The 15433-nt window shown below is 37.7% G+C and carries 14 protein-coding genes; 9 read left to right on the top strand and 5 right to left on the bottom strand.

Going from position 1 to position 15433, the window contains the following annotated elements:
- Positions 1 to 102 precede the first annotated feature (102 nt).
- The 4 genes from motA to AC6CH1_RS15560 all read left to right on the top strand — a co-directional run bounded on the left by motA (position 103) and on the right by AC6CH1_RS15560 (position 3811).
- Positions 103 to 903, top strand: a complete 801-nt coding sequence (gene motA / locus AC6CH1_RS15575) for a flagellar motor stator protein MotA (protein ID WP_251690693.1) — start codon at positions 103 to 105, stop codon at positions 901 to 903.
- On the top strand, positions 887 to 1642 hold the full coding sequence (motB, locus tag AC6CH1_RS15570; protein ID WP_008405690.1) for a flagellar motor protein MotB: 756 nt from the start codon (positions 887 to 889) through the stop codon (positions 1640 to 1642). Before motA ends, motB begins: the two co-directional genes overlap by 17 nt.
- 172 nt (positions 1643 to 1814) lie before the next feature.
- Positions 1815 to 2903: a carbohydrate kinase gene (locus AC6CH1_RS15565; protein WP_498318369.1), complete on the top strand. Its 1089-nt coding sequence runs from the start codon at positions 1815 to 1817 to the stop codon at positions 2901 to 2903.
- Complete coding sequence (locus AC6CH1_RS15560; protein ID WP_008405693.1) at positions 2903 to 3811, top strand: pseudouridine-5'-phosphate glycosidase; 909 nt, start codon at positions 2903 to 2905, stop codon at positions 3809 to 3811. Before AC6CH1_RS15565 ends, AC6CH1_RS15560 begins: the two co-directional genes overlap by 1 nt.
- An 85-nt stretch (positions 3812 to 3896) precedes the next feature.
- Here AC6CH1_RS15560 and AC6CH1_RS15555 read toward each other — a convergent pair whose 3' ends face one another.
- A complete protein-coding gene (locus AC6CH1_RS15555; RefSeq protein ID WP_008405695.1) occupies positions 3897 to 4118 on the bottom strand; it encodes a DUF1128 domain-containing protein in 222 nt (73 codons plus the stop codon).
- 184 nt (positions 4119 to 4302) lie between these two features.
- Here AC6CH1_RS15555 and AC6CH1_RS15550 point away from each other — a divergent pair, with 184 nt between their 5' ends.
- Both AC6CH1_RS15550 and AC6CH1_RS15545 read left to right on the top strand, forming a co-directional pair.
- Complete coding sequence (locus AC6CH1_RS15550) at positions 4303 to 4632, top strand: YtxH domain-containing protein (RefSeq protein WP_251690691.1); 330 nt, start codon at positions 4303 to 4305, stop codon at positions 4630 to 4632.
- 54 nt (positions 4633 to 4686) lie between these two features.
- On the top strand, positions 4687 to 5622 hold the full coding sequence (locus AC6CH1_RS15545) for a YihY/virulence factor BrkB family protein (protein WP_251690690.1): 936 nt from the start codon (positions 4687 to 4689) through the stop codon (positions 5620 to 5622).
- Between the two features lie 52 nt (positions 5623 to 5674).
- Here the strand turns inward: AC6CH1_RS15545 and AC6CH1_RS15540 are convergent, their stop codons facing one another.
- Positions 5675 to 6766, bottom strand: a complete 1092-nt coding sequence (locus tag AC6CH1_RS15540) for a CdaR family transcriptional regulator (protein ID WP_498318367.1) — start codon at positions 6764 to 6766, stop codon at positions 5675 to 5677.
- 116 nt (positions 6767 to 6882) lie between these two features.
- Between AC6CH1_RS15540 and AC6CH1_RS15535 the strand changes: the two genes are divergently transcribed.
- Positions 6883 to 8001 (top strand): glycerate kinase, encoded by a 1119-nt coding sequence (locus AC6CH1_RS15535; protein WP_498318365.1) that lies wholly within the window; start codon positions 6883 to 6885, stop codon positions 7999 to 8001.
- 15 nt (positions 8002 to 8016) lie between these two features.
- The gene (locus tag AC6CH1_RS15530) at positions 8017 to 9363 is read left to right on the top strand and encodes a GntP family permease (protein WP_427713245.1); all 1347 of its coding nucleotides are present in this window, start codon (positions 8017 to 8019) and stop codon (positions 9361 to 9363) included.
- A gap of 54 nt (positions 9364 to 9417) precedes the next feature.
- Here the strand turns inward: AC6CH1_RS15530 and AC6CH1_RS15525 are convergent, their stop codons facing one another.
- Complete coding sequence (locus AC6CH1_RS15525; RefSeq protein WP_427713247.1) at positions 9418 to 11322, bottom strand: heavy metal translocating P-type ATPase; 1905 nt, start codon at positions 11320 to 11322, stop codon at positions 9418 to 9420.
- Between the two features lie 215 nt (positions 11323 to 11537).
- Here AC6CH1_RS15525 and AC6CH1_RS15520 point away from each other — a divergent pair, with 215 nt between their 5' ends.
- Positions 11538 to 12917 (top strand): L-cystine transporter, encoded by a 1380-nt coding sequence (locus tag AC6CH1_RS15520; RefSeq protein WP_251690686.1) that lies wholly within the window; start codon positions 11538 to 11540, stop codon positions 12915 to 12917.
- A gap of 403 nt (positions 12918 to 13320) precedes the next feature.
- On the opposite strand, the gene AC6CH1_RS15515 is transcribed toward AC6CH1_RS15520, so the two are convergent.
- Together AC6CH1_RS15515 and AC6CH1_RS15510 are read right to left on the bottom strand one after the other, a co-directional pair.
- The gene (locus AC6CH1_RS15515) at positions 13321 to 14859 is read right to left on the bottom strand and encodes a fumarate hydratase (RefSeq protein ID WP_251690685.1); all 1539 of its coding nucleotides are present in this window, start codon (positions 14857 to 14859) and stop codon (positions 13321 to 13323) included.
- A gap of 254 nt (positions 14860 to 15113) precedes the next feature.
- Positions 15114 to 15299: an SE1561 family protein gene (locus tag AC6CH1_RS15510; RefSeq protein ID WP_008405711.1), complete on the bottom strand. Its 186-nt coding sequence runs from the start codon at positions 15297 to 15299 to the stop codon at positions 15114 to 15116.
- Between the last annotated feature and the right edge of the window lie 134 nt (positions 15300 to 15433).

Raw genomic sequence — 15433 nt, 5'->3', positions numbered from 1 at the left:
TCAAAAACAAAAAAATCTTCTTATAACTAGTGTAAAGGAAGTTAATAAAAATTTAAATATACCGAAATAAAGAAAAGACATCGTAATTTGGAGGTACTATATATGGATATATCATCAGTTGTTGGGGTTATCATCGCCTTTATCGCCCTGTTAGTCGGGATGTTCTTAAAAGGCGTTACACCGGAAGTGTTAATAAACCCTGCTGCGATTTTAATTATTATTTTCGGTACGATTGCTGCAGTTACAATCGCTTTCCCGATGAAGGAACTAAAAAGGGTTCCAAAGCTTTTTAAAATTTTATTTTCAGAAACAAAACTCGCAAGTGATATCGACTTGATTAAAATGTTTTCACAATGGGCAGATTTGGCTCGTCGTGAAGGACTATTGGCATTAGAAAGCAAAGCAGCCGAAATTGAAGATCCGTTTTTAAAAAATGGTTTAACATTAGCGATTGATGGTCAAAACGCAGACTATATTCGCGATGTATTAACAGAGGAAGTTGAAGCGCTGGAAGATCGCCATGCAAGTGGTGCAGGCATTTTCTCGCAAGCAGGTACATATGCACCGACACTTGGGGTATTAGGTGCTGTAGTAGGTCTTATTGCCGCATTAAAGGACATGACCGATATTGATAAATTAGGACATGCCATCTCAGCGGCCTTTGTTGCAACGTTATTGGGTATCTTCACTGGTTACGTTTTATGGCATCCATTTGCCAATAAGCTAAAACGCAAATCTGCTGTAGAAGTTAAGCAAAAGCTAATGATGATTGAAGGGATTTTATCCGTACTTGAAGGTGAAGCGCCTCGTGTAATCGAGCAGAAGCTGGCTTCATACTTAACGATGGAAGAACGTAAGCAAATTACCGAAAGCGGGGCGGGTGGCCTTGGCAAAGAAGCGTAAAAGACATAAAAAGCATGAGGAGCATATTGACGAGTCCTGGTTAGTACCTTATGCAGATATATTAACGTTATTATTAGCATTATTTATTGTACTATTTGCATCAAGCTCAGTGGATGAGAAAAAATTGGAGCAAATGTCTGCAGTATTTAATAATATTTTTACCGGTGGCACAGGTGTAATGGACAACTCATCTATCATACAAACACCGGATAACTCTACACCAACAGGTATCTCTAAATATATGGAAGATCAGCAACGCCTACATGAAACGCAAAACCGTGTGGACGAGTTTATTGCGATTAATGAGCTGGAAGACCAGTTTGAAACGAAAATGACAGAAGAGGGATTATTAATTACCATTCGGGACAGTATTTTATTCGATATGGGACGAGCAGATGTGAAAGCGGAATATGCAACAATTGCTGACGAGCTTGCTCAATTATTAATGTTTGATCCACCGCGTAATATTGTCATCACTGGTCATACAGATAATGTACCGATTAAGACACCTGAATTTGATTCCAACTGGGATCTGTCTGTAATGCGTGCAGTAAACTTCATGAAAGAAATCGTTTCGGGAAATGAACAACTTGATTCCAAATACTTCAGTGTAAAAGGTTTCGGAGAATTCCAGCCGATAGCTACGAATGATACTCAAGAAGGCAGAGCCAAAAACCGCCGTGTTGAAGTGCTCGTACAGCCACGTATAGCAGAAAATGGCGATGTAATAGTAGAATAGCAAGAAAGCTGTTTGGAAGGGAAACCTTCTGAACAGCTTTTTTATTATGTCACAGCTCATAAAAGAAGAAAGTACTTCCATACTACGCAAGACGAAAAATTTAATATTAATTTGACATTCAGCAAACAAAAGTTTATAATTATAAACAAATGTTTGATTAGAGGTGATAAAGTTGAATGAAAAGGAAAAATTGATTTTCCAATTAATAAAGAAGAATCCCTACTTATCACAACAGGAAATGGCAGAACAACTGGGAATGTCCAGGCCAGCGCTTGCTAATATGATTTCATCGCTTATAAAAAGAGGGGAAATTTTAGGACGTGCGTATGTTTTGCCAGAGAAAAATCAAATCATTGCAATTGGTGGTGCCAATATCGATCGTAAATTCACTATTGAGCAAAATGTCCAATTAGGGACTTCCAATCCTGCTTCTGTTACAGAATCGGTAGGCGGTGTTGCCCGCAATATCGCTGAAAACTTAGGGCGGTTAGGCAACCGTGTTTCCTTAATTACTGTAATGGGTGAAGATCATGATAGTGCATTTATTGAACAAAATTGTAAGAGTATGATGAATGTGGATTTAGTAGAGAAATTAAACGATTATAATACAGGTTCTTATACAGCAGTACTTGATAATATGGGCGAACTGGTAATATCGATGGCAAATATGGCGATTTATGATCAGTTGTTGCCGAGTGTTTTAAAAAAGCACGAAGCAATATTACAAAATGCCAGCTGTATTATCATTGATTTAAACAGCCCATTAGAAACAGTAGAATATATTAGGAATTTCGCAATAGAGCGTAATATCGCATTGGCGGTTATCCCTGTTTCTTCACCTAAGATGAAAAATATGTCGCAGGATCTGCACGGTATCCGTTACTTTATTTGTAATCGAGATGAAGCGGAAAGCTATTTAAATGTGAAGCTGGAAACATATAGCCAATATGAAAAGGCTGTTAACATGTTGTTGCAAAAAGGAGCGGAGCATGTTGTGCTCACTCTTGGCGAACATGGAGTAATGGTGGGGAACGAAGGTAATATAGTACACTACAAAGCCATTGCAACTAGAAATATAGTAGATGTTACAGGTGCCGGAGATGCTTTTGTCAGTGCATTTTTACATGGTGTATTAAACGATGAAGAGCTTGAAGAAGCAATCCAGCTCGGGTTGGTAAATGCATCGAAAACGTTACAATCGGATAAAACAGTACGTGAAGATTTAACAAAAGATAACTTACTTGAATGGAGGAATTTATAATGAAACAATATTTATCATATTCACAAGAGGTATTAGAAGCTAAAGAGAAAGGCTTACCAATCGTAGCGTTGGAATCAACAATTATTTCACACGGTATGCCATATCCTCAAAATGTACAAACAGCTCGTGAAGTGGAACAAATTATTCGTGATGGCGGTGCAGTACCGGCAACAATCGCATTAATCGATGGGAAAATTAAAATCGGTTTATCTGATGAAGAATTAGAAATGTTCGGTAATGCTCAAGGTGTAGCAAAAACAAGCCGTCGTGATATTGGCTATTTACTTGCAACAAAGAAAATCGGTGCAACTACTGTAGCGGCAACAATGATCTGTGCTGAGCTTGCTGGTATCGAATTATTCGTAACAGGCGGTATTGGTGGGGTTCACCGTGGCGCTGAAACTACAATGGATATTTCTGCAGACTTGGAAGAGCTGGCAATGACAAATGTGGCTGTAGTATGTGCAGGTGCCAAATCAATTTTAGACATCGGCTTAACATTGGAATACCTTGAAACTAAAGGTGTACCGGTAATTGGTTACGGAACAGATAAATTGCCTGCATTCTATGCACGTGAAAGTGAATTCGATGTAAATATCCGCGTTGATTCTGCAGAAGAAACTGCTGCAATTCTACGTGCTAAGTGGGATTTAGGTTTACGTGGCGGTGCATTAATCGCTAATCCGATCCCAGTAGAAGATGCTATGGAATCAAGTGTTATTGACGGAATTATTGACAATGCATTAAATGAAGCGAAAGAACAAGGCATCGCAGGCAAAAATGTAACGCCATTCTTATTAGGTAAAGTGAAAGAGCTGACAGAAGGTAAATCACTGGATGCCAATATTGCCCTTGTTAAACATAATGCCCGTGTAGGTGCAAAAATCGCTGTCGAATTAAATAAATAATTAATATTTCCTGGGGAATAGGGAATAAAAAAAGAAGCTTGTCGAATTAATCGATGAGCTTCTTTTTCACATTACACATTTGATATTATTTACGAAGGGCGCCTAGTTCAGCTACGATGGCATTCATTTCACTTGGGCTAAATGAATCGCGTTTCATAACCATTTCATATAAATATTGCAGGTCTTCGTATTTTTCTTCATCAAATGCAGAAGACTGCATAGCATCAACATTTACCATACGAAGTTTTTCTTTAATTTGCTCGATCATATAGATGACATTTTGCTGCGACGGATTTGATAAGTCCATAATTTGTGTGCCCTACCTTTCAATGTTTACAAAAATATCATTTCATGCAACCATCATCTTGTCAACAGGTTAAAGTTTACTGAATACTTTTAATAATATCGAACATTCGTTAAAATACAAATAGATAAGTTTTATGAAAAATTATTAAGGGAATACGAAAGCATATATAGGAGGAGAAAAAATAATGAAAAGTAAACTATTGCCTTTTATAGCAATTGGAGCAGTAACTGGTGCAGCAATTAGTATGATGGATAAACAAACTCGAGATCATACTGTTGAAACAGCAAAGAAAGCAAAAGATACAGTAGCATACTATGCTGAAAATCGGGATGAATTAATAGGATTGGTAGAAACAAAAATGGAACAAGCGCAATCTTTGTATGGGACAGTAAATAATGGTGTCCAATCAATTATGCAAAATCAAAATGATATTAAGGAGTTACCTGCTACAATTCAAAGTATGGTTTCAGAAACGATTCAGGCTTTCTCGAAAAAGGATGATCAAATCGGGTAACCGGATGTCCATGATATCCACTGAATCAACATAATGTGAACAGGTGGTGGCAGCATGGAAGAAAAGGAAGAACTAAAAGAAAAGATTTCTCTTGTTAAATCATATTTTTCACCGGAGCGCAGCCAAATAAATATATTAACTACGAAAGGGTTCATCCAAGACTTAATTTATCGAATTAAAAATGTGGACATGTCAGGCATGGGAGCACAGTTGGCCTATTTTTTCCTGTTATCATTTTTCCCTATGCTTATTTTTATGGTAACGCTTTTACCGTATTTAAATTTGGAACAAGGGCAAATATTCGATTTTTTAAGTGATGTTATGCCTGAAGAAGTATATGGACTGATTGAAACTACACTAACTGATGTTTTGAACAATCAAAACGGTGGTTTGCTTTCAATCGGTATTATTGGTACGCTCTGGTCTGCCTCAAGAGGTGTAGATGCACTGATGAAAGCATTAAACCGTGCCTATGATGTAGAAGGTAGAGCAGGTTTTTTAAACCGTTTATGGTCACTTGTTTTTACGATTGCGTTAGTAGCAGTTATTTTAATAGCCCTGTTATTCCCGGTTTTTGGTCAGCAGATCGGTAATATCGTTTTCGGCTATTTAGGTGTAGAGGAATCATTTGCGAGTATTTGGAATTTCATTCGCTGGATTACACCACCGGCACTTATTTTTATCGTAATATCAGTCATGTATTGGATCGTTCCGAATACCGATCCGCGATTAACGATGTTTAGTGTTATTCCAGGAGCTGTGTTTGCGACTTTGGGCTGGCTTGTATTAACTTACGGATTCTCATTTTATATTAACAATTTCGGAAATTACAGTTCGACATACGGAAGTATTGGTGGGGTCATTATTTTAATGCTTTGGCTATATTTCACAGGAATGATCATCATATTAGGCGGCTTGCTTAATGCATCATTCCAAAAAAGGCAACTTGCTAAAGAAAGTAAAAAGCAAGCTAAATCACCTGTTTTTTAGTTGGAAATTGTATACGGAAAGTGCCATTTCGTTTTATGGAAATGGCACTTTTCTATTGGTTTAATCCTTCACGATACCATAGTGCGATTTGCAGTTTTAACGCATCATGAAATTCAGTAGGATTTAATTCGGTTTGCTCTCTAATTTGTGAAAGCCGGTAAGCTAACGTATGTCGGTGTATTTGTAATTCATCGGCAGTCGCTGAAGCTGACTTGTTATTATTAAAAAAGCATTGCAAAGTAACTAATAATTTATCATCAAGCCGGTTCAGGGTTTTTATACTGTAAATTTGGGCTACCTCCGCTTGAAATAACGTGAAAACTTCAACTTCCTTATGGTAAATTACTTTCGAGACGTTTCGGTGATGCTTTAAAGCTAATTGTGCTGTTTTATAGGAATGTGGTAATTGTTCCAGATTTTTGACATGTTCACCTACAGCAATTTTAATACTGAATTTGCTTTTTATATAAGTATTAAATGCTTCCACTATTTTTGTTAAAGTTGTTTGATTCAATTCTGTAGTTAAAATAAAGTATTCATCTAGCTGAAAGTGTCCAAAGATAACGGGTTTGTTATAAAAGAAATCATCGATATATTGTATAAGTGTCCGATGGGAACCAGTCTTTTGTTCGGCCTTTAATAATATGATGCAATAGGGGGCAATAAAGGGTATGGCCAGTTTATTTATCCGTTCTTTTACAAACCGATTTATAGAAGTGCCACTAATTAGTTCCTCAAAAATATGTACACTCATTTTCCGCTGCCATTCGCTTTTTGATTCAATAAGAGCCTGATGCACTAATACTTCTGCTGTTAATTGAACTAATGAAGAAATATTTAGCAGCTCCTCATCGACCACACCGGTAATTCCAATAATACAAACGATTTCCTCCTGAAAAAAGATCGGCAAATTAATCCCATGCTTTGTTTGGGGAAATTCATGTATATTGTCATCTGATATTATGAGTGTTTTTTTTGTTTCCGCCACATATTTTGCACCTTCATGAAACATTTCCACCCGCTCCTTATCACCGGAAGCTAATATAACACCGTCAATGTTCATTACATTTACATTACGCTTTAACCGTAACATTGTTTGTTCTACAATTTCGTTTGCCATCCTTAATGTTAACAATTTATACACCTCGTACAAAAATAAAATAATATTTATAAAAAAATTATACACCAAGTATAAAGTAAATTCAGAATTTTAACACTATAATCTTTGTAAGCGCTTTATTCACGTGAGGGAGGAATCATATGAAGATTATTATAAGCCCGGATTCCTTTAAAGGATCGTTGACTTCCGGAGAGGTTACATCAGTTATAAAGAAAGCGATTAAAAAGGTGGACAATAACATTGAAACAATATGTTTACCGATTGCCGATGGCGGTGAAGGAACACTTGATGCACTAGTCAAAGCTACAAAAGGAAAGTATTTGACAGCGTCGGTTCAAAACCCTATAGGGAAGCGGATTGAAGCTAAATATGGAGTACTCGGTGACGGAAAAACTTGTGTAATAGAGATGGCCCAAGCTTCAGGGTTAACACTTATTAATGAAGAAGAAAAAAATCCCCGTTTTGCGACAACATATGGAACGGGTCAATTAATACAGCATGCAATGGATTCAGGTTACCGTCACTTTATTATCGGTATCGGGGGAAGCGCTACAAATGACGGTGGCCAAGGGATGCTAAGGGCACTTGGAATGAAGTTTATTGCGAAAAATGGTAAGGAAATTTTAAACGATGTATTTCAATTTAAGGAACTCGAGAAAATCGATTTGTCTAGTTTTGATTCACGAATCTCTGAGAGCACATTCATGATTGCCTGTGATGTAGATAATCCGTTAATAGGTGCAAACGGGGCTACTTCCGTATTTGGTCCGCAAAAAGGAGTAAATCAGCATGATATTAATATATTTGATCAAAATTTAAAACATTATATTTCTATAATTGAATCACAGCAAAATGTAAAAGTCCGTCATTGTGCAGGAGCTGGTGCAGCGGGCGGAATAGGCTCTGCATTTATGGCATTTTTTCCTCACCAATTTAAGCCTGGTGTAGATATTGTGCTGGAAGCAGTGCAATTTTCAAATCATCTGGAACACGCGGATTTTGTTATAACAGGTGAAGGGAAATCGGATGAACAAACACTTTCTGGAAAAGCTCCAATAGGGGTTGCTAAGCTGGCTAAAGAACAAGGTGTTCCTACCATTTTGCTTTCAGGAATAATCGAAAATTCTCATATGCTAAAAACCTATTTTCATCAGGTTGAAAGCATTGTTAGTGAGGAAATTTCAGTGGAGCAATCATTGAATAATCCAAGCTTTTATCTGGATCAAAAGGTTATGGATTTAATAAAAAGACTAATATAAAGGAGTGGGGAAGAAGTGTTGTTTCTAATTATTCTGATTGGTGTGTTGTTCATTGTCTTTGCAACGGCAAAACTAAAGCTGCATCCGTTTCTTGCATTATTAATTAGTTCATTCTTTGTTGGTATTGCAGCAGGTATGCCTTTACTAACAGTTGTAGAGAGTATTAACACAGGTTTTGGAGGACTGATGACGAGTATCGGTATCGTCATCGTAGCAGGTACAATTATTGGAATTATATTAGAAAAATCCGGTGCTGCATATCGTATGGCTGAAGTCGTATTACGGGTAATCGGACCGAAACGACCGCAATTAGCAATGTCGATCATTGGCTACATTGTATCCATTCCGGTATTTTGCGATTCAGGCTATATTATTTTAACGAGTTTAAAGAAAGCGCTGGCTAAACGTGCAGGCGTAACAATTGCTTCAATGGCAGTTGCTTTAGCTACGGGTTTATATGCAACTCACGTACTCGTACCGCCTACACCAGGACCGATTGCGGCTGCTGGAAATATTGGTGCAGCAGATTATTTAGGCACAATCATTTTAATAGGATTAATCGTTGCTATTCCAGCGACAATCGTAGGTTATATTTGGGCAACGAAAGTGGCATCAAAAATTCGAGTTGAGGCAGATGATGAACCGGCACTGGATTACGATGAAATTATTAAGTCTTTTGGTAAAATGCCTTCTACATTCAAGTCATTCTTACCGATTGTATTGCCGATTGTATTGATCGGGGCAGGTTCTGTCGCTGCATTAGTAGGTGACCCGGAAGCGGGAGTTAATACATTCTTCAGATTCCTCGGTTCACCGACAGTCGCACTAATACTAGGGGTATTTGCTGCATTTTTACTATTGCCTGAACTGAGTGAAGAAACATTATCCAACTGGATCGGTGAAGCTTTAAAAGAAGCAGCGCCAATTTTATTAATCACAGGTGCTGGTGGCGCATTTGGTACGGTTATTAAAAATACAGGTGTCGGTGATAAACTTCAGGAAATGGATTTAGGTGCATTAGCAACAGGCGCATTATTTTTATTAATTCCGTTTTTAATTGCCGCTGCTCTAAAAACAGCGCAAGGTTCATCAACTGCAGCATTAGTTATTACATCTTCTTTAATCGCACCGATGCTACCAACTTTAGGAATCGAAGGGGCAGTGCCGTTAGCATTAGTCGTTATGGCAATTGGTGCAGGATCTATGACAGTTAGTCATGTAAACGATAGTTTCTTCTGGGTAATTACTCAATACAGCGGAATGAAAGTTACAGATGCCTATAAAGCGCAAACGATGGCAACATTGCTGATGGGTTTAACAACAATTATCGTAACAATGGCTTTATGGTTTGTACTAGTTTAATAGAGAAGCAAAAAGGTGCATCCTGCTAAGGGGATGCACCTTTTTATTGTTGGATTAAACATTTTTACTCAGCATTCGTAATCCATTTAAAATAACTAAAATCGTACTGCCTTCATGACCAATAACGCCTAAAGGAAGGCTGATTGCTTGGAAAAAGTTCGAAATGATCAGCAGTGCAATAACCGTTAATGAAAAAATAATGTTCTGTTTTACGATACGCTGCATCTTTCGCGAAAGCTTAACGGCATGGGCGATTTTAGATAAGTCGTTTTTCATTAAAATGACATCCGCTGTCTCTAGTGCGACATCTGTACCGCCGCCCATTGCAATACCGACGGAGGCAGTAGCAAGGGCAGGGGCATCATTAATACCATCGCCAACCATGCCGACATGGCCGGATGTTTTTTCGTATTGCTTAATATGCTCGACCTTCGTTTCCGGCAAGCACTCCGCCACATAAGTCGTAACACCAGCTTCTTTTGCAATCGCTTTTGCAGTTGTTTCATTGTCACCAGTCAGCATAGCTACATTAATACCTAGCTCTTGCAGTGCAGCTACCGCTTTTTTTGCCTCTTCCCGAACGACATCTTTAAGGGCGATTAGTGCTGCAATGCCTTGATGATCTTTCAGGAAGACAACTGTTTTACCTTCATTCGCTAATTGTTCGAGTGCTCCACCAGCAAATTGTTTTGCCAATTTTGCTCCAACAAAGTCAGGTTTTCCGATTATATAGGATTGTTCATTAAACTGCGCTTTCATTCCGTAACCAGGAATATCTTCTATGGTAATATTTTGCTCGTTGATGACACCCTGCTCTTTTGCGAATGCGTTAATCGCCTGTGCAAGGGGGTGGTTTGACTGTCCTTCAATCCCTGCTATTAAAGCTAACGTCTGCTGTTTGTCTAAATCATCACGAACAATAAAATCTGTCACAACAGGTGTTCCTTGTGTTAATGTACCAGTCTTATCTACTGCCAATACGCGGATCGAGCTTAAATTTTCTAAATGCACACCGCCTTTAACAAGTATCCCGTTTCTCGCACCATTGGAAATCGCTGAAAGGGTAGCCGGCATAATAGAAGCAACTAATGCACAAGGAGAAGCAACAACAAGTAATACCATTGCGCGGTAAAGAGTTGTCGTCCAATCCCAGTCTAATAAATAGTGCGGTAAAAACATCATGAGTGCTACGGCCAATAATACTGCTTTTACATACACACTTTCAAAGCGTTCAATAAACTGTTGGGAAGGTGATTTTTCGCTTTGTGCAGATTGAACAAGTGTAATGATTTTTTGGAACAATGTTTCGGAACTAGGCTTCGTTACTTTTACAGTTAACACACTGTTTAAATTTACTGTACCGGCAAAAACTTCATTCCCTACATTTTTAGTAATCGGCATTGATTCACCGGTAATCGCTGCCTCATCAACTGTTGAAATACCTTTATAAATTTCGCCATCTGCCGGAATACGTTCACCTGGTTTTACTAATATATGATCGTTTACCTTCAAATCTTTTACGGAAACTTTAATCGGTTCAAATCCGCCTCGTACAAGCCATGCTTCCTCTGGCTGCAGTTCCATTAATGAAGAGATTTCACGATTGTTTTTATTCATTGCATATGTTTCAAGTGCGCCGCTTAAGGCAAATATAAAGATTAATATAGCACCTTCCATCCAGTAACCGATAATGGCAGAACCAATGGCAGCGATAATCATTAGAATTTCTACATTTAAAGACTTATCTTCAATAGTATCTTCAATGCCTTCTTTTGCTTTTGCATAGCCACCGATAAAAAATGCTGTTAAATATGCTATTACAGCAGCTGTCGTTTGCTCTGTTGATTCCATTCGCCACGCGAGCAAAATGATAAAGCCGGATACTAAAGCAGCAATTAATTCTTTGTGTTCTAAGATTTTCTCATTTAATGATAAGTTTTCTCGATTAGAATTATTCATAAATACCTCCTTGATAATGATTATTAATATTAATAGGGACTGATAATGGGTTTCAATTAGATTATAATAATTTCTTATTTAGAATTATTATAATATAGGTAACTTATTTTGTAAATAACATACAATAGAGAATTAAAAAAAATAATGCCAACTTGACTTATAAGGATTATAGAGTAATATAATGGAGTATATTTATTAAATTGGAGGAGTTTACTTTGAATTTCTACGTATTGCTTAATATTGCTTTGCTGTTAATCGTCATTGCTTTTTTATATTTCCTTAAAGCGAAGCATGTTAAGTTTTCAAATCGTGTTTTTATTGCCTTAGGATTAGGTATTTTACTTGGGGTAGGTTTACAATTTGCCTATGGGGCAGGGGCAGATGCCATTAATGAAACTGTTCCATGGTATAACATCGTCGGAACCGGCTATGTAAAGTTACTGCAGATGATTGCAATGCCTTTAGTATTCATCTCGATATTAGCTGCATTTACAAAAGTAACGTTTGGTAAAAACTTAGGTAAGTCAGCAGCAGTTATTTTATCAGTATTAATCGGCACAACTGCCGTTGCAGCTGGTTTAGGTATTGCATCAACAGTGTTATTTGACTTAGATGCATCTCAAATTATGCAAGGTGAGGCTGAAATTGCACGCGGTGAATCATTGGTTGAACGTTCGGCAGAAGTGACACCTTTACCTGAACAGATTTTATCAATGTTTCCTGCAAATCCATTTGCGGATTTAACAGGATCTCGTGCAACATCAACAATCGGGGTTGTAATATTCGCGGCATTTTTAGGATTTAGTTATTTAACACTCCGTCGAAAAGAAGAAGAAACGGCGGCAAATGTTAAAAAAGGTGTCGATGCACTTTACGGTTTAATCATGGGTGTTGTACGTATTATTTTACGTTTAACTCCATATGGTGTAGCTGCCATTATGGCACGTACCGTTGCAACGAGTGATTTAGGGGCGATTATGGATTTAGGTAAATTCATCCTAGCTTCTTATGTTGCATTGATCGCTATGTTCATTCTGCATTTAATCATTGTGGCATTAACAGGTTTAAGTCCATTAACTTATTTGAAAAAAACAGCTGAAGTACTGCTGTTTGCATTTACTTCACGTTCAAGTGCAGGGGCATTACCGTTAAATATTCAAACACAGACAAAGCGTCTTGGTGTTCCTGATGGAATTGCCAACTTTGCTGCCTCGTTTGGTCTTTCAATTGGGCAAAATGGTTGTGCGGGTGTTTATCCGGCAATGTTGGCAGTAATGATTGCACCGACAGTAGGTATTGATCCGTTAACACCTGGCTTTATCGCAACATTAATTTTAATTGTGGCGATTAGTTCATTTGGTGTGGCAGGTGTAGGTGGTGGTGCGACATTCGCAGCCATTATCGTCTTATCTGCAATGGATTTACCGATTGCGTTAGCAGGTGTTTTAATTTCGGTAGAACCTTTAATCGACATGGGTCGTACAGCACTTAATGTAAGCGGGTCAATGGTTTCAGGTGTCGTATCAAGCCGTGCAACAAAAGAGCTCGATACAACAGTTTACAATGAACCAGCCGATACACAATTAGTTCAATAATATTTAAAAGCAGCACAGACAAATTCTGTGCTGCTTTTTTTAACCAAACAATCGATCCCGCATAAAAAAGCTTGCGCTGAAAAATAGCCAAAGCATTAATGAAAGATATAGGTATATATACTCGAGGGTTACGTAAGGGAGAATAATAATCACATAAATTGTATACGAAAGGGCAACAAGAAAGCTGCGTCTATACTGATATTTAGTACTCACGTGTATTTGGGCAGCTATAAATAATGCATTAATCAATATCTTAATATAGAGCATATAACACCACCTATACCTTATATAATAAAATAGTATAGCATACCGATAAAAGGAATAGTTAGAATTATATGTAATTTAAAATACAGAAATAAAAAACGACTTCAACCATTTAGGAAGAAGTCGTTTTTCATAACTATTAGAATACGCGCTCTGCATGCAATGCTAGTTTATCTAAAGAAGATTTCTCTACATCAGCATGTAATGAGTTACCATGAGAGTCCATCGTTACTACTGCAGTAAAGTCTTTTACAGTTAAGTGCCACATTGCTTCTGGAATGCCGAATTCCATTAAGTCTACACCGTCAACTGATTTAATGCAGTCTGCGTAGTACTGAGCTGCACCACCGATTGCATTTAAGTAAACGCCACCGTGTTCTGCTAAAGCTTTAAGAGTTTTTGGTCCCATACCGCCTTTACCCATTACAGCACGGATACCGAATTTTTTCATGATGTCGCCTTGGTATGGCTCCTCACGAATTGAAGTTGTTGGACCAGCAGCTTTTACGACCCAGTTGCCTGCTTCGTCTTTCGCCATTACCGGACCACAGTGGTAAATAATTTGACCATCTAAATCTACTGGCGCTTCTACACCTTCACCGATTAAGTGGTGGTGGATTGCGTCACGACCTGTGTACATACGGCCAGAAATTTTTACTACGTCCCCAACTTTAAGTGAACGAATTTTTTCTTCAGTAATCGGTGCAACCAATTCAACTACTTTGTTGTCCGAGTTTTCTTGTTTTTCTTCATCACGGAAAGTGATTTTTTCACCTTCTTGGTAGTGCCAGTTTGTGATTTCGCCAGTCGCCGGATCGATATCGATTGCCATACGACGGTAAGCCCAACAGTTGTATGCTACAGATACGAAGAATGAAGCTGGTAAACGGTCCATTACGCCGATTTTACAACCTAGTAATGTCGCTTCACCGCCGAAGCCCATTGTACCAACACCGAATGTATTTGATTTTTCTACAATATACTTTTCTAGTTTTGCTAAGTCTTCAATTGGATTCACGTCATCAACGTGACGGAATAATTGCTCTTTTGCAAGATCATAACCTGAAGAGCGGTCACCACCGATACCAACACCGATGAAACCAGCAGAACAGCCTTGTCCTTGTGCTTGCCATACAGAGTGTAAAATACATTTACGGATACCGTCTAAGTCACGACCAGCGCGGCCTAAACCTTCTAATTCTGTAGGTAAAGAATATTGGATATTTTTGTTTTCACAGCCGCCGCCTTTTAAAATAAGCTTCACTGTAATATAGTCATTTTCCCATTGCTCAAACTTCACTACTGGAAGGCCAGCACCAATGTTTGTTCCAGAGTTTTTACCAGTCAATGAATCAACTGAATTCGGGCGTAATTTAGCATCACCAGTAGCTGCAGCAATTGCAGTGTGGATTGCTTTTTTAATTTCGATTTGGTTTACGCCAACCGGAGTATATACTTTAAATGTTGGTAGACCCGTATCTTGACAAATTGGAGATACATTATCTTCTGCCATTACAATATTTGTAGTGATTGTGTCTAAAGACATCGCTGCACGTGTACCAGCATTTTCTGCTTCTTTTGCAGCTTTAATAGCACGACGAACGTCTTTTGGTAAGTTAGTAGATGTTTCAGTTACTAAAGAATAAAGACTTTTTTCTAAAGTTTCTAAGTATGCCATCTTATTTTTCCCCCCAGAAAAATATGTGTATTTTGATCAATAAAATTGATATAAGTTAGAACAAAACTTTCACGAAGAAATGAATGTTATGTCTTTCTTAATAAACCATCTTACATTATAACTCTTTTAATGTAGAAAAAAAAGAGCGCTTACATGAATGTTTGTCAGATTAAATGAAAAAACGGCGAATAATAGCAGAACTAGTCAAAAGAATGAAAAAAGCAATACCCAGTGTACAGGTATTGCTGAATTTTCTATTTATCTTCGCGGGATTGGAATTGATCCATTTTTTCTTCTAAATCATCCATCATTTGAATTAAGCGATCAATATCTTCAATTTCCGTCGTTTCAGGATCGATTGCATCAAGCACTTCAAGGAAAATTTCCAGGCGTTCTTTTAAATATGTTACTTGTTGTTCTTTGTTTGTAATTGGCTTCATAATGTATGATGCTCCTTTTGTATTGACTTATTCATATTATACTACGCTATTTTCTAAAAGTTAAACAACAACTTATAGTATATATCGGACTAACCTATTAAATTAACTTTAAAAAATAGGAAATTGTATAGTAC

This window comes from Solibacillus sp. GQ1 (genome assembly GCF_059758555.1).
This window is presented reverse-complemented; position numbering and strand designations above follow the sequence as displayed.